The 22,726-nt window shown below is 54.3% G+C and carries 18 protein-coding genes; 2 read left to right on the top strand and 16 right to left on the bottom strand.

Translation table 11 applies throughout. The features are described 5' to 3' along the window. Positions 1-316: 316 nt before the first annotated feature. On the bottom strand, positions 317-1,543 hold the full coding sequence (locus MKX76_RS20515) for a glycosyl hydrolase family 8 (RefSeq protein ID WP_007130590.1): 1,227 nt from the start codon (positions 1,541-1,543) through the stop codon (positions 317-319). Positions 1,544-1,846: 303 nt separating this feature from the next. On the opposite strand from MKX76_RS20515, the gene MKX76_RS20520 reads away from it, so the two are divergent. Further along, the gene (locus MKX76_RS20520; RefSeq protein ID WP_210094232.1) at positions 1,847-2,215 is read left to right on the top strand and encodes a hypothetical protein; all 369 of its coding nucleotides are present in this window, start codon (positions 1,847-1,849) and stop codon (positions 2,213-2,215) included. Between the two features lie 97 nt (positions 2,216-2,312). Here the strand turns inward: MKX76_RS20520 and MKX76_RS20525 are convergent, their stop codons facing one another. From MKX76_RS20525 to MKX76_RS20550, 6 genes are all read right to left on the bottom strand, one after another. Next, positions 2,313-3,887: an FAD-dependent oxidoreductase gene (locus MKX76_RS20525; protein WP_007130592.1), complete on the bottom strand. Its 1,575-nt coding sequence runs from the start codon at positions 3,885-3,887 to the stop codon at positions 2,313-2,315. A 43-nt stretch (positions 3,888-3,930) separates the two neighbouring features. Beyond that, positions 3,931-4,929 carry a zinc-dependent alcohol dehydrogenase gene (locus tag MKX76_RS20530; protein ID WP_007130593.1) on the bottom strand — a complete coding sequence of 333 codons (999 nt, stop codon included), beginning with the start codon at positions 4,927-4,929 and terminating at the stop codon, positions 3,931-3,933. 27 nt (positions 4,930-4,956) lie between these two features. Beyond that, positions 4,957-7,197, bottom strand: coding sequence for a helix-turn-helix domain-containing protein (locus MKX76_RS20535; RefSeq protein ID WP_007130594.1), 2,241 nt, complete (start codon positions 7,195-7,197; stop codon positions 4,957-4,959). A gap of 66 nt (positions 7,198-7,263) precedes the next feature. Then, positions 7,264-8,142, bottom strand: a complete 879-nt coding sequence (locus MKX76_RS20540; RefSeq protein WP_007130595.1) for a carbohydrate ABC transporter permease — start codon at positions 8,140-8,142, stop codon at positions 7,264-7,266. Continuing rightward, entirely contained in the window at positions 8,136-9,101 is a 966-nt protein-coding gene (locus MKX76_RS20545; RefSeq protein WP_007130596.1) for an ABC transporter permease, read from the bottom strand. Before MKX76_RS20545 ends, MKX76_RS20540 begins: the two co-directional genes overlap by 7 nt. A gap of 83 nt (positions 9,102-9,184) precedes the next feature. Continuing rightward, positions 9,185-10,807, bottom strand: a complete 1,623-nt coding sequence (locus MKX76_RS20550; protein ID WP_007130597.1) for an extracellular solute-binding protein — start codon at positions 10,805-10,807, stop codon at positions 9,185-9,187. 126 nt (positions 10,808-10,933) lie between these two features. Here MKX76_RS20550 and MKX76_RS20555 point away from each other — a divergent pair, with 126 nt between their 5' ends. After that, entirely contained in the window at positions 10,934-11,197 is a 264-nt protein-coding gene (locus tag MKX76_RS20555; RefSeq protein ID WP_040738803.1) for a hypothetical protein, read from the top strand. A 149-nt stretch (positions 11,198-11,346) separates the two neighbouring features. Here MKX76_RS20555 and MKX76_RS20560 read toward each other — a convergent pair whose 3' ends face one another. The 9 genes from MKX76_RS20560 to MKX76_RS20600 form a co-directional block, all read right to left on the bottom strand. Beyond that, on the bottom strand, positions 11,347-12,252 hold the full coding sequence (locus MKX76_RS20560) for a Gfo/Idh/MocA family protein (RefSeq protein ID WP_007130598.1): 906 nt from the start codon (positions 12,250-12,252) through the stop codon (positions 11,347-11,349). 6 nt (positions 12,253-12,258) lie between these two features. Further along, a complete protein-coding gene (gene sdaAA, locus MKX76_RS20565; protein ID WP_341034526.1) occupies positions 12,259-13,179 on the bottom strand; it encodes an L-serine ammonia-lyase, iron-sulfur-dependent, subunit alpha in 921 nt (306 codons plus the stop codon). Beyond that, a complete protein-coding gene (sdaAB, locus tag MKX76_RS20570; RefSeq protein WP_341034527.1) occupies positions 13,176-13,859 on the bottom strand; it encodes an L-serine ammonia-lyase, iron-sulfur-dependent subunit beta in 684 nt (227 codons plus the stop codon). The genes sdaAA and sdaAB overlap by 4 nt, the downstream gene beginning before the upstream one ends. Positions 13,860-13,898: 39 nt before the next feature. After that, on the bottom strand, positions 13,899-14,981 hold the full coding sequence (locus MKX76_RS20575) for a dihydrodipicolinate synthase family protein (RefSeq protein WP_341034528.1): 1,083 nt from the start codon (positions 14,979-14,981) through the stop codon (positions 13,899-13,901). Then, entirely contained in the window at positions 14,982-15,998 is a 1,017-nt protein-coding gene (locus MKX76_RS20580; protein WP_341035067.1) for an NAD-dependent epimerase/dehydratase family protein, read from the bottom strand. Between the two features lie 227 nt (positions 15,999-16,225). Continuing rightward, positions 16,226-17,134: a DUF4349 domain-containing protein gene (locus tag MKX76_RS20585; RefSeq protein WP_341034530.1), complete on the bottom strand. Its 909-nt coding sequence runs from the start codon at positions 17,132-17,134 to the stop codon at positions 16,226-16,228. Between the two features lie 460 nt (positions 17,135-17,594). Next, positions 17,595-18,926 carry a hypothetical protein gene (locus tag MKX76_RS20590; protein ID WP_007130604.1) on the bottom strand — a complete coding sequence of 444 codons (1,332 nt, stop codon included), beginning with the start codon at positions 18,924-18,926 and terminating at the stop codon, positions 17,595-17,597. A 342-nt stretch (positions 18,927-19,268) separates the two neighbouring features. After that, entirely contained in the window at positions 19,269-20,906 is a 1,638-nt protein-coding gene (locus MKX76_RS20595) for an ATP-binding protein (protein WP_007130605.1), read from the bottom strand. Between the two features lie 310 nt (positions 20,907-21,216). Then, positions 21,217-22,638 carry an aspartate ammonia-lyase gene (locus MKX76_RS20600; protein ID WP_007130606.1) on the bottom strand — a complete coding sequence of 474 codons (1,422 nt, stop codon included), beginning with the start codon at positions 22,636-22,638 and terminating at the stop codon, positions 21,217-21,219. Between the last annotated feature and the right edge of the window lie 88 nt (positions 22,639-22,726).

A 22,726-nucleotide genomic window follows, 5' to 3' on the forward strand; every position in this document is an offset into this window, starting at 1 on the left:
AACCACGATAATTTTAATTCATTAAAACATAAAACGTTTTATATTATATAAGATATTATCATTGCAGTTGCTCCAATTTCAATCCCCTTTTCCATTTATTTTATCCGAAGCGAATCGGTATGGTCTTAAAGACCCAGTATAAGAAAATGCCGAATCCCCCTAGAAAAACCTGCCCTTGTTATATTTTCACCCCCCTCTCCGCCGCTTGCACGGAGCATGGGATCTTAATGAACGAACGAAACCCCGACCACAAACGGAGGTCGGGGTTTTGTTTTATGTTTTTATGAATCAAATGAATATAACAGCTATTCTGAGATTAGTAGGTCCACCAATTCCCGGACATGACCAGCATCGATAACAGCTTGATGCTTTCTTCGTAATATCCCTCGGCCGACGCATTCGCCGTATAGGTCCACACGGCGTTCAGCCAGCTTTGGTGGTTCTGGGAGACCATCGCGCTGACGCCGAACGGAGCGTAGAATGCGCCGCTGTTATACGACACAAGCGGGCTTCCGCCGAGCGTATAGCCAGCCTTGATATTTGCCGGCTTCTGGCTCGTGTTCGATTTGATGAACGCGTTCATCTTCTCGAGCTGACCCAAGGCCCTCGTGTCGCCGGTCATCAAATAGTCGGTAGCGATTCGCCAAGGCGTCCGCGCCGAATTGTAATAATAGTTCCCGTCGTTCGCGCCTTCAAGGAAGTCGGCCGCCGCAGGCTGATAGCTTCCCCCCTGCAGCACGACGAAATCCGGAAGCAATCCCGTATTCGGGCTATAGCTGCTGTGGACGGAGTTGATAATACTATACGTTTTGTTGATCACCTGATCCCATCTGGCATCGCCGGTAGCCTTCCGGAACGCCTTCAGATGATTCAGCATGAAATCGGACGGGCGTGTGGCGGTATTGAAGCTCCCGCTCGTTGCCCAGTCTCCCAGACGAAGGGTCCATTGCGATTGATTCACGTCATGGCTCATGATGGCGCCTATGATGTTTTTGGCGGCTTGCAAATAGTTAATGCTGCCGCTGCTGCCCCACTGCTTGTCTGCCAGCAGCAGTGCGTATGCGATATCCATATCGCCGTCCGTCGCCGAGTTGGCCCCCTCAATATTCTGGAAGCTGCTGTTCTGCTTCCATGCCATTAAGTATGGATTCTGGTTGCTCGGATGAGCCTTATAGTATCGGTATAGTCCGTCGAAGTAGGTCTGAGCGTTGGCATCGGCTCCAGCCATCATGACGGTCAGGATCATCCCGTAGCCATGTGCCTCCGATACCGTTTCTCCGGCCGAGTTGTATTTAACGTAATATTGACCCGTGCCGGCAGGCTTGAGGAAAGAACTCTTCCAGCTGTTCCACTTGGTCTTTACAGCATCGTCCATCGCCGTCTGCGTCACATGATTGGGCTTGATCGAGCCGCTCGTATAAGTCGTATGCTGCGGAAACGGCTTTTGATTCGCCGCCATGGACAATCCCGCCGGCAGCATCAGGAGGACGACACAGAACAACAGCGCGCTCTTGCGGATGACTCGTTTACCGCTTGATTTCATCAACCTCATCTCCTTCATAGATTCGAATTGAAAATTCGGTTACCCTTACCGCTTGTCCGGCCGATTTCGCTTCGATCACCACCTTTCATCACTGGATGACACGGTGACGGAGAATCTTTATGTAATCCAAGTATAATCTAAAATGGTTAATTATGTAAGTCTATAGTCTCGTTTTTCCGTCAGTTTTTCAAAAAAAAGATAGAAAGCATCGAACTAACCCCCTGCTCCAAGCGTTTGTAAATAGCGAAGGGGAATTACGGGGAGTATCCGAAAAGGAACACCCTTAAGATAAAGGTGGTGGGTATGATGCCTTATTATATATGGCTGGTTGTTTCTGCGCTGCTGTCCTTGTACGGCGTAATCACGTATTGGCCGAACTATTCGCCGGATGACGAAATGGTTCTGTTCAATGACGTTGCGACGGCCATCTTCTTCACGCCTTCTTTCTTTATTCTGTTTCTGTCCATGATCCTTCAGGCTGCCATCCTGGGTTTAAAGCGGTATCGTGCGTTCAGGCGCGTGCTCTATATTCTGATCTATCCTGCCAACGTTGCCCTCTTCTATGTCATCACGATGAATCTGATGCCGATCTCGACGATCATTATCCTGGTACTGGCGGGATCTGTGGTTGCCGTTCTGCATTACTTTTTGTCTTATTTATTCAAAAATTAGGGCAAACGGACCGCGTTCTTCCGGTCTATAGATGTAACCTAAAATGGGCGGTGCAGGATCATACCTGCACCGCCCTATATTCCTGCACCGCTCTGGTTTAAACCGCGTGAATGGATGGCCACGACAGCTCGATCCCCTGCCGCACCAGCAGGTGCTGGAACGCCTCCAGCCGCTCTGGATTACTGCGGACCTCGGACGGCTTCAGACCATGCTCCACGCAATAAGCCGCTAAATACCCCGCCGACTCTCCGATGTTCCACTCGACCGGATGAAGGCGGTAACAGCCGTTCGTAATATGTGTCGTGCCGATATTTTTGCATGCGGCCAGCACATTGCTCACCCGCACCGGAATCAGGCTTCCCATCGGAATTTGGAAGGGGAGACTCGAAATGTCGATATAGGTGCGCTGTCCCGTGCTTGGATGCAAATCGATCCGGTAGCAGCCGACGCCGACGGAATCGAAAAACTCCGCTGCCTTTCCATCAGGCCGGCAATCGCTGGCGACATGCTGCTCCTTAACAGTGAATTCCGCCCGGATCCGGCGTGACTCGCGGATGTACGGCGCCTTCGCCAGACCGTCCTCTGTGCCGAGCACATCGGGACGGAGACGAAGCCCCGGATAACCGGCTCCTCCGTCCGGACGAGGAGCTTCCGTCTGCATCCAATAGAGAAGCGACAAGCTTAGGCTCCGGGCCTCTTTCAAATGCTTCTCCCGCTCCTCCGGGCTTACATCAATGATCGGTCCCAGCCAATAATCGTTCTGCGGCCAATTCACGATCGTCACGTTGCTATCGAAAGCGCCTGCGGCGAAATGCTCCCGGTCCAAAATCTGTCTGTATTTCCACAGCGAGAATGACTTGCCGTCCGGGAACAGGCTGTAGGTGACAGGCTCCAGCGTATGCGGGACGAGCCCGCTCCAGCTGAGCATGCGATCGGGCCAGAAATCGGCTTGATACGCTTTCCAAAAGTCATACCTATCCGGCTTCGGAATCGTATGATCTTCACCTTCAAGGTAGTCAACCGCGAAGCACCACGTGAACGCCTGCATATCCATCGGGTCCGGCGAACCGGACAGCGCATGGGGTTCCCCTGTATCCTCCATGGATTCCGCGCCGGTGACGTACTCGATTCCCGCAAGCGGCAGCAGATCCCCCTCTTCGGTCGCATCCAGAAACAACGCGCCGGTAAGGGTAACCTCATTGCCGGATTTTACGTTCCGCAGCGAAACGGCCGTGACCCGGTCACCGTCGCTCTCTGCTCGGGTTAGGACGTGCTCCGTGAGGATAACGAGCCTACCGCTGTGGACGTACGGAGCCAGCATATCCCGCAGAACGGCCAGGGCTGCCCGGGGTTCATGAGCGATTGCGCTCACCAGCGCGCTGCCGGGGTTGAAGCGTTCGGCCGCTCTGGCTTCCGGCTTTAATGGAAACCACGACCGGTAATACTGCCGAACCCGGCTGCGGAATTCGCGATAGCTCGCCGTACAGCCGAACTGTTCGATCCAGGGATGCTCATCCGGCGGCACGCCCTGACTGGTGATCTGCCCGCCTAGCCAATCTTCGGCCTCCGTCATGATGACGCGTTTCCCGCTGCGAGCCGCCGCCAATGCTGCGGCACATCCGCCCAGCCCCCCGCCGAGGATGATAATGTCCGCCTCTCTATGTTGACCCAACGTCTGTTCACCTCGTATCGATAATGTTATTTATCCGCCAGGGCTAGCTGTATTTAAAGATCGTTCCGAGCGTGGTGGAGCCGGGCCCGTACCGCTCATATGCGCCGGCCGCTTGCTCTACGGGAACGACGTGGGAAATAAGCGGTCTTACGGATATTCTTCCTTCCGCAAGCAGACGGATATATTCGGCGACATTGCGCCCTTCCGTCCAGCGTACGAAGCCGATCGGATAATCACGGTTCTCCAGCTCGTAGTTCGCATCGTAGCGCCCCGGACCGCCTGCCCGCGAGATGAGAACCTGCGCCTCCTTGGCGAACATCTTTTCCCTGGAGTACACGGTGGTCAAATCGCCGACAATGACGATTTTCCCCTTGTCCCGGATCCAACCCATCGAGGCGTTGATCAGCTCCTCTCCGGGGCCGCTTGCGCACAAAATAACGCTGTCCACGCCATGCCCGCCCGTCAAGCGCCGGATGCTCTCCTCCAGCTGCTCACGGCTATCGGCGGCATGCGAGATATACGCCCGCATCTCCTTCACCCGCTCCGAATTCAAGTCGAATCCGGCGACAGGGAAGGCTGCCGCATGCGCAATCTGGGCAATCAGCTGGCCGAGAATACCAAGGCCCACGACAACGGCAGATTCGCCGAAACGTAAGTCGGCCACCCGCAGCGCATGAATCGCGATCGCTCCGAGACCCGCGAATGCCGCTTCCTTGGGATCGACCCCATCCGGCACCGCTGCCGTCAAATTCGAAGGAACGGTCAGCACCTCGGCATGGCGCACATAAGGCGCCCCGTAACAGGCGACGCGCTGACCGACAGACAGGCCGCTGACGCGCTCCCCGATCGCTTCAATTATCCCGACCGCACTGTAACCCATCACCACAGGCTGATCGGAAGCTCTCTTGATAAACGTCATTTCGGTTCCCGGGCTCACGGCCGAATATTCGGTGCGTATTCGAACATGCCCTGCCGGCACTTCAACCGGCTCCTCGAGATCGGCAATGATCACATTGCCTTGAATCGTAGCCACCGCCTTCATATGATGCCTCCTGCTTCCTTGCGGCCCCTATTTCCCCGAGGTCTTACGGTACTCGCTCGGGGAGACGCCGCAATACTTTTTGAATGTCGTTGTGAACGTGGACGAGTTCGAATAGCCCGTCTTCTCGCCGATTTCAGCGATGCTGAGCTCCGTGTTGCGCAGATATTCCCGGGCATGGGCCAGCCGGACCTTGTTCAAATACTCCACGTAATTGACGCCGAATGTCTTCTTGAAATAATTCGAGAAATATTTGGAGCTTGTATCCAGCACCTCCGCCATATGGTCCAGATACAGGTTCTCCATATAATGAAGCTCGATATATTGAGAGATGAATGCCGGATTCAGCTTGCTGCGCGGATCGTGATTGCGCATATTCGCGACCACGCGAATCACTTCAACCAGCGCCTCCTGAATTTCCTTGTACGTAAACGCATGATCGACCTTGCGGATAAAGGCGCTTTCCAGCTGGAACAGCTCGCTGCGATCCGCGGAAGAGGATTCCGCCTGCTTCAGGACAAAGAAAAACATGCTCTTGGCAATATGAACCATCTGATGATGATGAATTTGCAGCGAGACGTTCTCCTGAATGATCTCATTGACGATCCGCAGCCCTTCATCCACCTTGCCGCTCAACATGCAGTTGCTCAGCTTCTCGATCTCCTGAAGCGGGAAATACAGCTCGGGGACGTACCGGATGCGTTCCGTGTCCACTATGACAGTCCCCTCATTCACATGCCGGTACAGCAGCCCTTCCTTAATATTTTCATAGGCTGCGCGGCAGTTGCTAATCTTGGACTCGTAAGCCCGGCTGACGCAACCCCATACCCCGAATGCCTGCAGATACCCTTGCTTCGCTGCCCCGAGGAATTCCTCGAACCGCTGCACCAGCTTCTTCCGTTCCGAAGGCTGGTCAAGGCCGATCAGCGCCAGAAACTGCAAATGCTCGATATGATACACAACCGCATGCTCGTAGCGCGCCGTCAGATCGCTTCGAATCGCTGCCGTCAATTCCTCCAGCACGAATCCGCCCTCCGAGTCCAGCTTGTCTTCCGGCTGCAAATAGATGGCCGCCATCACGAAATGCCTGCTCTGGAAAAAATGCGTGTACTGCTTCTGCATCTGAATTTCCTGCTCCCGCGAATGATTCTGACCGTCAAGGGTTTGCAGGAATACGCCCCTTCGTATTTCTTCGTCGACAAGGTCCATTTGCTTCTTCAGCGATTCGTTCTCCCGCTGGACCTTGATAATGCCGCTTTGAATTTTTACGAAATCGTTCCCTTTCAGCGTGCTGCCGCCAAGCAGCTTGACGATATTTTTGACAGGCCGGTACAGGTAGACGCTGAGCAGCAGCGACATCAGCACCGCCAGCACAATCGCCCCGTACATAATCCACTGATTGGCATCGGTGACGGAATCGATATTTTGAAACTTGTAAGGCAGCTTGTTGATATAGATATATCCGTTATACTCGGACTTGTAGAAATTGTACTCGTAATTGCCATGCGTCAGGGAAGCTTCCTGGGACGGGTTAAAATACACATCGTTCAAGATATCCACCAAATCCAGGTCCTTCTCCGTGCTCAGAATGACGTTACGGTTCGCATCCAGCACGATGAGCGAAGCGCCGGGGATCATCGAGTTCAGGTCGATGCCTTTCAGCAGCTTGTTCACGTTGATCAGAATCATGAGGTTCTTGTTCGATAACCGGACCTTGTTGCTATCCACCGCGATCATCAGATTTCGCCCGTACCCGGTGCTCTGATCCATGTAAACCTCGGCCGGAAATACCGTAAATTCGTGCTCGGAACGGGTAAGATTCTTCCAGAACATCGAATTGTAGCGCTGGGATGTGTAGCGTCTGTCAAAGAGGGCATCCAGGTTGCTCGTTCCCCGGGTCGTAATGGCAAGATCATGATCATCGAACGAGATGATCACGTCCTCCACGATATCAACATTGGACACAATGCTCGTCAGATTGTCCTGCAGGGTTATGACCTTCTCCATGTCAAGCCCTCCGCTGTCCGCCTGAATCCGGTCCGAAGGAAGCGCATGAATGTTGAAGATCAGGTTGTTGATGGAGGAGAAGCTGGTATCAAACGATTGAATGACGTTTTTGATCACCATGCGATTGTTATCGCTCACCTTGTCATAAATTCCGCTGATGGAATTTTTGTACACGATGTAATTGAATATGAACATGATGCCGATGACCAGTTGCAGAGCGAAGAAAATCTGAAGCAATCCTCTGTTGGCGATCAGTCGATTCATTATGGATTCACCTCTCTTGATGTCATCCCTTCATATTCAACACACATGGCCCGGGTCCCTTCACGATCAGCCTTTTTCAGAGCCGAGCATAACCCCCTTGGCAAAATACTTCTGCGCAAACGGATAGATCAGCAGCACCGGAATCATCGACAATACGATCGTTGCGTTCTTCATCGCCTGCGGGGCCAGCGCCGCCGCGTCGACCAGGCTCGGATTGCTGCCGTTCTCGCTGAAGATCAGCATATCGCGCAGCACCACCTGCAGCGGGTACAGCACCGAATCGTTCAAGTAGATCATCGGGATGAAGAAGCTGTTCCAGTGACCCATGAAGTAGAATAAACCGATGGAAGCGAGCGCCGGCTTCGAGAGCGGGATCACGATCTGGAACAGGATCCGGTACTCGGATGCGCCGTCGACGACAGCCGCCTCGCGCAGCGATTCCGACATATTCTCATAGAAGCTCTTCAGAATCAGCAGCTCGAAGGTCCAGATCGCATTCGGCAGCACCAAGGCCCACACGCTGTTCAGCAGCCCCAGCTCCGAGACGATCAGATAGTTCGGAATAATGCCCGGGTTCAAGAACATGGTGATGATGATGGCCAGCAAAAAGAACTTGCGTCCGAAGAAATTTTTGCGTGCCAGCGGGTAGGCCGCTACGGCCGTTAAGAGCAAGTTGATGGCCGTCCCGAGCGCCGTGTACATGATCGTATTCAGGTACGCGCGCGGCACCCGGTCGTCATTAAGCACCTGGGCATACGCGTCCAGATTGAAGCCCTTCGGGAACAGCGTAACATTCCCCTGCACCACCTCGGACGTCGCGCTGAGCGAAACGGCTGTAATATATATCACGGGATACACGGTAATGATAGCAAGACACGTCAGAATGATCGTGTTTACGACGCCGAACAATGAAATATTTCGAAGGCTGAATCGTTTGTTTACCATAGTCCGCTGCCTCCCAATCGCTTGCTGAAGTAATTAGAGGATAACAGCAGGATCATCGCGACAACGGCTTCAAACAAGCCTACGGCTGCGCCATAGCTGTAATTGCTCTCCATGAGTCCCTTCCGGTAGACGTAAGTAGAGAATACGTCGGCTACCTCATATGTCATCGGGCTGTAGAGCAGGAGCACCTTTTCGTAACCGATGCGAAGCATCGAACCCGTCTTCAGGACAAACATAATGATGATCGTCGGAAGAATAGCGGGAATCGTAATCCGAAAAATCATATGGTGCCGCTTGGCCCCGTCCACCTTCGCCGCTTCATACAAGGAAGGGTTGATGCCCGCGATCGCTGCCATATAAATGATCGCCTCATAGCCTACGGTCGCCCAGATGTCCGAGGAGACGTAAATGGTTCGGAACCAGCTGGGTTCCCCTAGGAAATAGATTTTCTCAAAGCCTAACGCCGCGATGAACTGGTTAATGATCCCTTGGTTCGGCGAGAGGAAATCGATAATCATGCTGCTGATGATGACCACCGACAGAAAGGAGGGGAGATAGCTGAGCGTCTGTACCGAACGCTTGAACCAGCGGACCCTAACCTCATTTAAGAGAATCGCCAAAATGATCGGAAACGGAAATCCGAAAATCAGATTGTATACGCCGAGAAGCAGCGTGTTCTTAAAGAGCAGCCAAAAGTCCGGACTGCTGAAAAATTTCTCGAAATGCTTAAGTCCCACCCATTCGCTTTCCATGATGCCGGTGAACACGCTGTAGTCCTTGAAAGCAATAATCAAGCCGTACAGGGGCCCGTAACGGAAAATAATATAAAACAACAGACACGGAATAAACAAAATTAACAGCTGCCGGTCCCGCTTCATATGCTGAAAGGCTGCAACCATTCGTCCGCCGATTCCCCCGCGGGGAGCGGCCGGCTTCATCTCTGTCCCTGCACTTGCCATGGTGTTCTTTCCCTCCTTAAGAAGATGAGCAGCACCCGGGTGCGAATCCCGGATGTCGCCATCAGCCTTATATCTGTTGCTGCTTACTTCGTAGCTTCATCCAGTCTCTTCTGAGCGGCATTGAAGATGTCGACCAGCTGCTTGGCGCCTTGCTTCTCGGCTTGCGTTTGCCATTGCTGCCACTGCGCGTCGCCGTAGTCTTTGTTCAGAATGTACTTCGCGTTGAATTCATCCGCCAATTTTTTCAGTGACGTCTGAATTTCCGCAATCGTGGCCGTTTCGTCGTCCGTGAAGTTCAGGACCGGATCCAGCGGCTCGAATTTGTTGCCGTTCAGCAGCTTATCCTGGGCTTCCTGCTCTTTCTCCGTATAGTTGAAGTACACGCTGCGTTTGTCGGCATTGACGTACAAGCCTTGCAGCCACAGTCCATAGCGGTCCTCCAGGACGCTGATATCCACCAATGGAACGTCCGTCAGCTCAGGATAAACGGCTTTATCGCCTTCGATTTTAAATGTCTCGCCTTCTACACCCATCGTTACCAGCGTTGCGCCGGACGGGCTCGTCAAGTAGTCCAGCAGCTTCAGGGCCGCTTCCTTATTATCATTGTTCGCAACCGCGATGCTGAAGCCGTTCGTAATGCTCTCGATCGTCTTGCCATTGCCCGTCGGGCCTACCGGATTGCCGTAACGCAGATCATAGTTCGGGTTCTGGTCCTTCACTTGGTTGTAGAACAGGTCAAGGCGGCCGATCCAGTCATAGGTAACGAAGGATTTATTACCGCTCGTCATCTTCGCGGTCCAGGAATCGTCGGTATCGGTCATAAATTCCGGATCGAGAAGACCCTCGTTGTACAGCTTCTTCATGAAGTCGAGCATTTCCTTATGCTCCGGCTGCACGGTCGCATATTTCCAAACCTTGGCCGCCTCGTCGTAATATACCGGATAGTTGGCGCCGCCCATGCCCCAGCCGTATGCCCAGTCGCGGAAAATATGCTCTTTCGTCTTGGAAGCGTAAGGATAGGAGTCCGGATAAGCCTCTTTCAGCTTCTTAAGCGCTTGGTAGAACTCCTCGGTATTCGTCCATTCCTTAATGCCGAGCTCGTCGAAAATATCCTTGCGGTACAGGAAGCCGTGGTTCACGTCACGGTTGATGTTCGCCACCGGCCAGGTATAGATGTTCCCGGATTCATCCCCATAGGAAGGAATGACCCAAGGATTCTCTTCGACATACATCCGCTTGAAATTCGGCAGCATGTCAAGGTGTTCGTTAATCGCCACAACCGCCTTCTGCTTGCCGATCTTCTTCAGCTCCGACGGCGTCAGGCCGTGGAAAATATCCGGCAGCTTGCCGGAAGCGACCGTTACCTTCAGCTTGTCGTTGAACGTGGCCGCCGAATACGCCTGGAAGTTGATTTTAATCCCGGTACGCTTCTCGATTTCCTTGGCCAGCAAAGAGTCATTGAGATTCGTCTTCTCGCTCACCACCATCCAAGTGAGGGTTGTCGGTTTATCCACCAGCGGCAGCGTGAGCCCGCCCGTATCTCCGTATTGGTTCGGATCGGCCGGTGCGGCCGGAGCAGGTGTTTCGCCTGAGCCGCCTCCCGCCTCCGGCGCAGCCCCTTTGCCCCCGCCGCTGCATGCAGCGAGCATCGACATGATAATGGTTAATACAAGTGCCATACGAAACCATGGTTTTGGTTTTCTCATATATGTGCTCCTCCTAAATCTGGATTTTCGTATTTGACTGAGTCATAAGATGCCTTCGTTATACTACCCCCGTCGTTTCCCTACTTCATTCTCGCTCAATCATGCCCTGCCGCGTGATGCGCTTAGATGATGACATTTCATCAGATGTTCCTGCGGGCGTTATCCCCTCCCAAGTCCTATCGTCCTGTGCAGCTTTTCAAGAATGTATTTCTTACTTTTCATAAAGCTGCCTTCGGGCTGAAGTCCATATTGCATTTTCTACCCGCCCTCATCATAAAAGCGCTTTCAGGTTTTCGTAAACCATCGTATTTCAGCCAGCTGGACTTTTTCCCTGCAGCCGATGTTAAAATCGCTGAATCCCTTGATATAGCAGGCTTTTTAGCTGTGTAGAAAATGCTAAAGCGGTAGAAATAGAACAAAAAACAAAGGGATTTCCCTCCGGAAATCCCTCACATTTCGTGTTCATTTGATGTTCATTTTCCCCTCCGAAATGGAGGCTGCGCGCATGGTTCAGCCGATCAAATTCGCGAATGACGGCGTCACATGAGCCGCTCTTTGCAGCCGCTCCGTCTGCTCTTCTCGGCAGCTTCGAGGAATGAGATCACCTCAAGCGTTTCCTCTGGCGGAAGAACGGTTCGCCGCTCGGTAAACATGATCATCACCTGCTCCAGCAGGCTGGCATACCACGGCTTATCCGATGCCCCAGCATCGATAAACCGGCAATCTTCGCTTCGATGGATCAACGCCGTGAATCTGCCGGTGCCCCTCCGGCTCCCGCGTACCGTTCCGATGCGGCCATCTTCCCAGACGCCGGTGATCAGCTCCTCTGTTTCCGTAGAGACCGCAGTAACCTCCTTGGCGCCGCTCCCCATCACGGCATACAGCATCTCGACGGCGTGAATGCCGTACCAGAAATAGTGGGACTGGGTCGGCTGCACATCCATCGGCCCCGATACGTCGGTGCCCAGAATGCTGCCGCGGCCTTCTCCGACAAGCTCCTTAGCGAGCGCATCCGCATAGCGGAGCGAGGAGGAGCTCATCAGCGGCACGCCGGCGCTGTACGCTGCGGCGAGGATCTCCTTCGCTTCATCCGTGCGCAGCGCCAGCGGCTTGTCGATGAACACCGGCTTGCCGTAAGAAGCGATCGAGCGGAACTGCCGCAGGTGTACCCGCCCATCTGCCGACAGCAGAAGGACGGCGTCACAAGCGGCAGCCACCTCTTCCGGCGTATTCAGAATCGCAACGTCGAATTGCTCCTTGATCTCCTTCGTGAAGCCGTCCACCCGGCCGGCGCTAAGCGGAAAGTCCGGCGATCCTCCGGGGAACGCAGCCGTAACCCGGCCTCCCGGAATATGGTACGGGTGCCCGGGATCGTTCAGCAGCCGGGTAAACGCAACCGCGTGGGACGTATCCAGTCCGATAATGCCGATATTCAACAGCGTCATATCCGGTTACTCCCCCTTCCCTTTTGCACCCTTCTCGCGCAGCTTCTTGCCTTCCTTCCCGTAGAGGTCCTTTAAAATTTTCTTGCCGGTCGGCGTCTGTGCAAGCCCGCCCTTTGCGGTCTCCCGGTGCTTGGCTGGCATAGCCGTGCCTACCTCCAGCATGACATCGATCACTTCATCCGACGGGATGACGCTTCGAACGCCGGCCAGCGCCATATCCGACGCCGCCAGCGCCGTAACCGCGCCGAAGCCGTTGCGGACGATGCACGGAATCTCCACCAGACCGCCGACAGGGTCGCAGATGAGACCCAGCGAGTTCTTCAGTGCGAGTCCTACCGCATGGACCGCCTGCTCCGGCGTGCCGCCGCGAAGCTCCGTCAATGCGCCGGCGGCCATGCCGATCGCAGAGCCTACTTCGGCCTGACATCCGCCCTCAGCGCCCGATATGAATGAATTGTTCGCTATGACATATCCGATGGCGCCTGCACTGAACAGCCCCATCACCAGATGATCGTCATCCCAGCCAAATCGCTGCTGCGCGCTGACGAACACGCCGGGGATGATGCCGCATGAGCCGGCGGTCGGCGTAGCCACGATCCGCCCCATGGACGCGTTCACTTCCGATACGGACAGCGCATAAGCGAGCGCTGTGCACGCATCCGTGCCGAGCGCCGGCACGCCCGCTGACAAATAGTCATGAACCCGGACGGCATCGCCCCCGGTCAAGCCGCTCTTCGACGGAACCGGCTCATGAATGCCCCGGTGAACCGCCTCTTTCATAATGCCGTAATAATCGGCCATTTGCTTGAATGTCTCTTCCCGGCTTTTGCCGGTTTCCTTGATCTGCTCCTGCAGCATCAGCTGCCCGATCGTCACTTGATCCTTCTCGCAGCAGGCAATGATGTCCTTCAATGTGGAAAATTTCATGACGCCGCCTCCTCTGTCGTCAAATCCGCGAACACGACGCGATGCACGCCCGGCAGGCCCTCGATATGCTTCATCAGCTCCTGCGGAACCGCCTCGTCCGATTCGACGACGGTCAGGGCATCACCGCCTCGTCCCTTGCGATCCACATCCATATAGGCGATATTAACGCCTCCGCCCTCGAGCAGGCGGGTGATATGCGCCACCATGCCCGGCGTATCGTCATGAAAGACCAGCAGCACCGGATAGTTGGTCGTGAACTTGACGTCAAAGCCGTTCACCCGCAGCATCTCAACGCTGCCTCCGCCTATGGAAGCGCCTACAATACGATCTTCGCGCTCACCGCTGATTAGTCTCAGCTCCACCGTATTCGGATGGAAAGCGACATTCTGCGCCGTCTTGAAGGTTAGCTTGATGCCTGCCGCCTCAGCCAGCTCAATGGAGCTTCGGATGCGCATATCGTCCGTTGCAAAATCCAGCAGTCCGCCGACAACGGCCAGATCCGTGCCGTGACCGCGGTAGGTATCGGCAAAGGAGCCGTAAAATACAATTTCCGCCTGGTCGGGGAACGCGCCGAATATGCGCCGCGCAGCCCTTCCGATCCGGACGGCCCCGGCGGTGTGGGAGCTCGACGGCCCCACCATACTCGGCCCGATAATTGAAAACACATCTTTAAACCGCATACGCGATTCCCCACTTTCGACTATTCTGCCCTCATTGTATCAGTCCGAAAGCCATTCTTCCAAGTGCTCGCGAATAAAGTCGTCGTCATTCAGATGCGGATAATCACGATAGACCCGATCAATTTCCTCGGCCTGTCCCGGTGACAGCGTCTCATGCGGATTCAGGCACCAGGTGCCCTTCAGCAGCCCTTGGCGCCGGAGAACCTCGTGGATTCCCGGGATGCATCCGGCGAACCCATGCGCGGGGTCAAAGAAAGCCGCATTGCAATCCGTAATCTCGACATTGCGCGTCAGCCATTCCTTGGAGAGGCTTCCGGCTTTTCTCGCCTCCTTGATTTCCTCCAGCAGTTCGACCGCTTTCTGCGTCCATACAGCCCAATGGCCCAGCAGCCCGCCGACGATCTCCTTCTCTACAGCAACCCCGTCGACCTGAAAACGGTACGTGGTCAGCAGATCGTTCACGATATTATCGTCATTGCCGGTATACAGCGCGATCTCGTCCCGGCGGCTGGAGTAGCAGACGGCACGTACGACGTCGATCGTCTGGTACCGGTTAAACGGCGCCATCTTGATGGCCACGACGTTCGGAATTTCGGCAAAAGCCCGCCAGAAATCGAAGGAGAAGATCTTTCCGCCGACCGATGGCTGAAGGTAGAAGCCGATAACCGGCATTTTAGCGGCGATCGCCTCAGTCCGCTTCAGGATGTCTTCCTCGCTCCAGCCGTCCAGACCGCCCATGCTGAGCAGCACCGCGTCATAACCGAGCCTTCCGGCGATCTCCGTCTCCTCGAGCGCTTGCGGAGTCGGGCCGCAGACGCCCGCGACCAGGATGAACGGACGCTCAAGCTTGGCCTTGCCGATTTCTTCGGCCGCAAGCCGCAGCACCGGCTCGTACAGATCAATGCCGGGCTCGCGAATCTCGAACTGGGTCGAATGCACGCCGACCGCAATGCCGCCTGCGCCTGATGCCGCATAGTAACGGGACAAGGCCCGCTGGCGTCGTTCGTCCAGCTTACGGTTCTCGTCCAAGGCGAGGGGGTGAGCCGGAATGACGAGCCCTTGATGGAGGGCCGCTAATTTTTCGGGAGCCAATTGCAAGGTGGTGGTTGTCAGTCCGCTCATTTAGAATTTCCCCTTTCTCTCTTGGAAGTGTGTCGGCTTGTTCCAGCTTTCGCCGCCAGCCTGTACCCATGCTGCGGTCCAGTCGATCATCTGCAGCAGGGATACCTTCGGATAGCCGAACAGCTGGTGCGACTTCGACGCGTTATTCAGCAGCGCCGTTTCGGATTCCGTGCCGATAAACCGCGCCTCTTTCCCCATCCGTTTGGCCAGCTCCTGTGCCGCCCAGCGGATCGACATCGTCTCCGGTCCGGTAATGTTGATGATTTCGGGCGGAGTGCTGCAATGCAAGAGAGATCGGAGCGCCATCGCGTTGGCATCCCCCTGCCATATAATATTCGCGTGCCCCATCGCCAGGTGAATCGGGCGGTCCTCATGAATGGCCTTGGCCAGCTCATGCAGTACGCCGTACCGCATATCGATCGCGTAGTTGAGACGGTAAATGGCCATCGGCGTTCCATTCTGATGGGAGAAATATTCAAAGACCCGCTCCCGGCCCAGGCAGGACTGCGCGTACTCGCCGATCGGCTCCGGCGCAACCGATTCGTTCACACCGCCGCTCCCTACCGGGGAGAAGGGATACACATTCCCCGACGAGAACACCACGATCCTCGATTGCTTGAACTTCTCGGCCACCCGCCCAGGCAAATACGAATTCATCGCCCAGGTGAAATACTCGCGGCCGGTCGTACCGAACTTATTCCCGGCCATATAAATGACGTTCGGGGCCTCCGGCAGCTGCTGCAGCTCCCCATCGTTCAGCAGGTCGCACGAGATCGTGTGGACGCCCGCTTCCTCCAGCTCGCGTCTGGCCTCCTGGTTCGAGAACCGGGACACGCCAATGATCCGTTTACCCCCGCCTCCTTCGCGAACAGCGTTCGCCGCCAGTCTCGCAAGGCTCGGACCCATCTTCCCACCGACGCCAAGTACCACAATATCTCCATCCAATGACGCCAGATCGGCGACCAGCTGTTCCGAAGGCTCAGCCAGCTTCGCTTCTAGTTCTGCAACGGTCAACATCATTCCATCTCCTCCTCGTATTGATTCCCTTTCATCATACGGGGGGATATTATATAAAGACAAATCTTTAAATCGTCTTTAAATAAATGGATGTTAGGGCAAGCACGCAAAATGTTTCTGCAATCGCTGTAGGTTTCAGATTTCTTGACGGTATAGAACCTGGCACAGTAGAAATCTGAAACCAAAGGCGACTGCCTGCATCGTATTCTTAAGTTTAACTCTTGCCGTTATTCGTCTTTCCTTTCGTTTTCCTCGTCCTGTGGGCCTTCCGGATACCCTTCCTCAAACGTCGGCCCGTTATTGAGCAGCTTTCGCTTTTGGGCAGCCTCTTCCCGTTTCCGCTGTCCCGATTTTCGAACCAGCCATAGGATGAGCAGAACGAGGGCCGCGATGACCAAGACGGGAAGCGAGCCGGAAAGGATGACGATCATCCATTGGACGATGATGGTGATCACGTCGATGCTGCCCTGAAAGGCTTCGGAGACCCGCTGGCCGAGCGGCGCCTGGGCGGCGGAGGATTTGGGATCATCCTTTTTTTGCGGCGTCTCGTAAAGCCTGATTTCTACGGTGGAATACGACACGTTTTGGTCAATGTACCGCATCCGGCCCTTCATCTGCTCGATTTCTGATTGAATGCGCTCCAGCTCGTTGGCAAAAGCAACAAGGTCGGTCGTTTTGGTCGCCTTCTTCATGAAGGCTACGTACTGCTCCTCCATGATTTGCTTGGCCTTGAGCCTGGATTCCAGATCGACATATTCCTCGGTCGCGTCCTGCCCCTCGATGCTTCGCTGCAGGTTTTCATGCGCAATGTTCTCCAAACGGTTTAAGAAGGAGGAGAAGCCGTTTGCAGGAACCTTCACAATAAACGTGCCGCCTCTTTCGCTGCTGGACTGGGTTTCGCTGAAATTCACGATATAGCCGCCTGAAAGCGTCACGATGTTCCGGACTTCCGACTGCGCTTTGCCATAATCCTGAATCTCCATCACGATATTCGCTTTGTACATCAGCTTTTTGTTAAGCCCGTTTGACAGATCCTGCGAATTAATGCCCGCGCCGGAAGTCTGAGCAGGCGATGGCATATTCGGAAGCTCGGCATCCGCCGAGGCCGGTTCCTCGGCATTGTGACCGCTTTTCACCGACGTTACGTTTTTCGCCGACGCACCTCCGTCTGTGTTTGAAGTCCGATCCGCCGAGGCTGATTGCGTTTCGGCTTCCGGGGCTTTCGCTTTTGCCTTGAGAACCCGATGAGCAGCCGCTGACCAGCAACACGATAAGCATCAACGCAGCAATCCATGAACTCCGCTTTCTCATCCTTTAACCCCCTATATATGGATATTTCCCGTTTTAACTACTAACGGTTCCATCATATGGAAGGTTGCGGATCCGGCTATAAGAAATTATCAAGGCGAGTCTTACGGCTCGCAATATGCCGCGTTTATCCCCTTAACTCCGCATATGCGCTCGGCGATTCGGCTTAGGACACCATCTTAGCCCCACCTGCTCCAATTCCGCTTTTGATGATGTAGTCCATCGCCAAAAGCGCCTCCTCCGTCGCATAACGGAAGAGGCGCCTGTTCTCAGAGCAATTCCACAGAGCTATTCCAAAAACGTAAATCTGAAAATCTGTCTTGGTCTTCCCCGAGGCACCTTCTCGATCCCCGAAATTTCGACAAGACCGTGGTCGGTCCACAGCTGCAGCAGCCGATGCGCGCTCCGCACCGTAATATCCAGCAGATGCGCAAGCTCATGGACCTTGTACTCATACTTGCCGGAGCGGGCCCGCTGGTTCAGCAGCTTGCTCAAATACGCGCTTGTCATCCCCGCATCCTCCGCCCGCTTGATCAAGGCCGGATCCGTCACGGATAGCACCTCCTGAACCGGATCGGCCATCTCCAGCGGGCCGATCAGCGTTCCGTCCTCCCGGACGATGAAGCAGGCGTTGCCGCCGACCTCCTTCGCCTTCCGCATCGCGATGCGGGCATTCGTCCCCGCCATGCTGGCCGATCTGCCAAAGCCCATCCCGATGCTCAGCGAGATCCCGTAGGTCTTGTTCACGTCCTTGGCCAGCGGAATGGTCTTATACCCGCCGCTCTCCCGCTCAAAGATCCCCCGTGTCGTAAAAAACAAATATTCATCCCCGCCCAGATGGGTCAAATACCCATCGAGCGATTCCACATAATCCAGCACCATCCGGTGGATGTCGAGCTTCAGCTTCTGCACCTCGTGCTCATTGCTGCGGCGAAGCGCCTGGGCTCCGAAATCATCGACATTGATCATGCCGACAACGATTTGCCCTTCCCGGCTTCGGCGGGATGCCGTAGATAACAATGCCCGCTCCAGCGACACCACGATATCCTGATCCGAGGGAAGCAGCCATTCATGCGGAATACCAAGGGCGGCCAGCTCCCTGGCGACCGATTCGACGCCGGTAAGCGCAATGGAGCATGCACCCGATTCGTACTGGGCTTGGTGGAAGGCGGTTATGTGCTGCTTAGGGGCATATGCCGGCCCATCGTATACGACGGCCCGTACCGAAGGGATGCGTAAATCCTTCAGCGTGCGCACAACCATCGTTTCCGTCAGCGTATCCACGGATACTCCGCCCGCAAGCTCCCCTTTCTGGCTGGCTGAGAACAACGCTTTATACAAGCCGGCATCGGTGACCGGCACATAATGAACGGGGATCGCCAAGCGCCCGCTCTCCTTTACCTTCCGCTGCGACAACGGATCGGAGAGGAACAATACCTCCACCTCATCACTGATTCGCTGAGCCAAGGCAGGCGCTTCATCTTCTTCCTGAAATACCAGCGGCATCGGGTCGAAGGACGGAAAAGTGTCCATGATCTTCATGATTTTATCGACAATGGTCTGCGTCCCAATAATCCCGATGCGAATTTGCTGAACCTGCAGCCGGCTGCTCTCACTCACGATCCTTCACTCCCGTTGTTTTCGGTTTGCACCGGCGATTCGAGTTAATCAAGCCGGCATGGTTACCTAAATCATACCTGCTATCGAAAATTTGGCAAGTTATGAAGCCAAAGTGAATCCATCTCCCAGCATGATGGGATCGAACGAAGCTTTGTACATGGAGTACAAAAAGTAGCACTCCGCACTTCGTGATTTCAAGCAAATGAACAAAAAAACGCTGACCCCCATCCCGGCCGATTCGGACCGAAAGATGAAGCGGTCAGCGTTTGCTCGTTCATACCTAAGAGATACACAAACAATCGTCGTTACCGTCCCCAAGGCGCCCCGGGATCTCCCAAAAGTCTACATATCCTGAATCGGCAGTCCGATTTCGACCGATGTTCCTTTTCCCGCTTCGCTTCGAATGGTCATCGTCCCGTCATGGGTTTCAAGAATCCGGTGAACGATCATCATCCCGAGGCCGTTCCCTTCGGGCTTCGTTGTATGAAACGGCTCCACGATCCGGGAAAGCACATCCTCCGTCATGCCGGTGCCGTTATCGGTAAAGGTAATCCGCTGATACCCTTCCCATACATCCAAACGAACATGAATATGGCCGCCGTAAGGCAGTGCCTCCATCGCATTTTTCAAAATATTCAGGAACACCTGCTTGATCTGATTCCGGTCGCAGCGGATGGTGGCGCTCTGCTCAAGGGTGCGGGTTATTTCAATGTCATTCAATTCGGTCTGAATTTCGAACAGCTGGAGCACTTCCTCCAAAATTCCGCCGCAATCCTCAAGCTTGAACACCGTCGCCTGGGGCTTACCCAGTATCATAAATTCCCCCACGATGAGGTTGGCCCGTTCCAGCTCGGACATCATCAAATCATAATGGCGCAGGTTATTGTCCCGATGTGCCAGCTGCAGCAGCCCTTTGACCGTTGTTAGCGGATTGCGGACTTCATGGGCAATGCTCACGGCCACCTGTCCGGCAAAGACCAGCTTCTCCGTATTGCGAAGCACTTCCTCCGTTCGCTTCATCTCCGTAATGTCCCGCAGGGTGCCGATCACGCGGATGAGATTGCCCTCCCGGTCGTAGACCGGCTGCACATCCAGCATATAGTGATGAATATCCCCGCCAAGCTCCATGGTCAGCTCGGCGCCGATGCAGGATTTCCCCTTGTGAATGACCTGCTCATAATACCGGCTGATCGGAGGAATCTCAAATATCGGCCGGCTCACATAGTTCGAACGGTCGCCATCATCCGGACAGAGCAGCCTTAAGCTGCAATCGTTCATCTTCAGAATCCGCCCGCTGTCGTCGGTAATGATGACGCCGTGGTACTTTGTATCCATGAGCACCTGATTCAGAGTCTGAAGCTGGGTGTTCTGCTTCCGGGTAAACATTTCGCGCTCGAGCGAATCCGCCATTGTGCAGAGCAACGCAAGCAGGTGAGGATGCTCGTGCTCGATATCGGTCATGAGGGAGAGCGTGCCTAGAATCCTTGAGCCGTCTTCGCCGCGGAAAGGAGCGGAATAACAGGCCATCCGCTGGAGAATGTGATGATAATGATCCTCTCCGACTAACCGGAACGGGCGCTTGTGCTGAAGGCACAGATGCACCGAGCTCGGGCCGTTATGTTCGTTATACCCGAGCCCTTCTCCGATTCCCAATTCTCTCACCGTTTCAATAATGGCAGGATCCCCTGCAAGATCAAGCACGTACCCGTCATCATCCGTTAGCGTAATGGTGACCGGATTGCCTGAGCCGGAGGAGAGAAATTTCCGAACGAACATTTGCGTGACTTCGATATATTCCTTATATTTTTCACGCCTTGCGGCCAATGTCTCGGGATCCAATCGATCAGGATGAGATGGAAGAAACGCCGGATTCATCCCTTTATCTTTGCACTGCTGTTTAGCATCCTGTATAATCTCCCGATCTGTGATTTCACCGTATTGATTCTCCACAAGCGTGTACCCCTTTATATTACGTTTCATCTATTTAAGCATAGCTCTTTAATACAATCAGAGGGCTCAACACAAGACCCTGCGGCCTGCCCTCTGCCTAATATATCTAACATTATCATACCATAACGGCTTGTCTCCGCCCTTGGCTTTTTTTGGCCGTTTGGATTCGATCACCATGATCCGGATGTCGGATAAGGAACTAAGATATAAGTTCATGAAAAAAAGCGGCGCAGGATTAACCTGCACCGCCATGCTATTCAAGCCGTAATTCGTTTACGGTAAGCTTGGATCTACCGTATTGCCATTTACCTGTAACCGAAGCATTCTGCCTTCTTGGAGCCTACTGGTTCAGCAGAAACTCCTCGCCTGCGATTCCCGGGGAGGTCATGTGATACGGATCCAAAATAACCTCGACCTGCTCCTCCGTCAACAGACCCTGCTCCAGAATGATCTCCCGGATGCTCTGGCCCGTCTTCTGTGCTTCCTTCACCAAGCGGGACGCCACATCATAACCCAAATGCGGATTCAATGCGGTAATGATGCCGTAGCTGGTATCAACGAAGTGCTTGCAGCGTTCCTTATTGGCCTGCAGGTCAACCACCAGGTTCTTGTAGAACACGTCCATTCCGTTTCTCAAAATTTTAAGGGAATGCATCAAATTGTTCGCCGCTACCGGAACCATGACATTAAGCTCGAACTGTCCCGCTTCGCAAGCCAGACTGATCGTATGGTCGTTTCCGATCACCTGGAAGGCGATCTGGTTCATTACTTCGGCCATCACCGGATTAACCTTACCTGGCATAATGGAAGAGCCCGGCTGTCTTGCCGGCACGTTCAGCTCATTCAACCCGGCTTTCGGCCCTGAAGCCATTAAGCGGATGTCGTTGCACATTTTCGAAATATTCACGGCGCATACCTTCAAGGCAGCCGAGAGCTCCATATAAGCATCGGTATTCTGGGTAGCATCGACGAGGTCCTCGGCCTGCTTCAAGGTGAATCCCGTCTGTTCAACCAGATGCTTCACCACGCTGTCCATATAAGCCGGCGTTGCATTCAGTCCTGTTCCAACCGCTGTCGCCCCCATGTTCACGACGAGCAGCCCTTGCGCAGCCCGATCAATCCGGGCGATATCCCGGCTGAGCACGTTGGCGTACGCCCCGAACTCCTGCCCCATCCGAATCGGAACCGCATCCTGCAGATGCGTGCGTCCCATCTTGATCACATCATCGAACTCCCGGGCCTTCGCCCGAATACCATCCACCAGCGTCCGGAATACCGCGAGCAGCTCCTGCGCCAGGCGGTAAGAGGCAATGCGGATTGCGGTCGGAATGGCATCGTTCGTGGACTGCGACATATTGACATGATTGTTAGGATTGCAGTAAAAGTATTCCGCCTTCTGCTTCCCTAGAAGCTCCAGTGCACGATTCGCCAAAACCTCATTCATATTCATATTAATCGAGGTGCCTGCTCCGCCTTGAATCGAATCCACGATGAATTCCGAACGGAGATTGCCTGCGATAATTTCATCTGCTGCTTCAACAATGGCTTGGCCGATTTTCTTCGGCAGAAACCCGAGCTCCATATTGGCCAGGGCTGCCGCCTTCTTCACTTCCCCTAGCGCAGAGATCAGCTCTGCGTGGATCGGCACGCCGCTTATCGGAAAGTTCTCAACCGCTCTGACGGTATTAATGCCGTAATAAGCTTCAGCCGGAAGCTGTTTTTCCCCCAGAAAATCTTTTTCAACCCGAAATTGCATACCCATGGACAATCACCATCGCCTTTTCTTTTTTTGTAAATGCAGGGAACCTGCTATCATCCATCATGCCCGGATATATATAGAATTCTGCTTG

Source organism: Paenibacillus sp. FSL R5-0810, assembly GCF_038002285.1.
Classification (GTDB): domain Bacteria; phylum Bacillota; class Bacilli; order Paenibacillales; family Paenibacillaceae; genus Paenibacillus_AQ; species Paenibacillus_AQ lactis.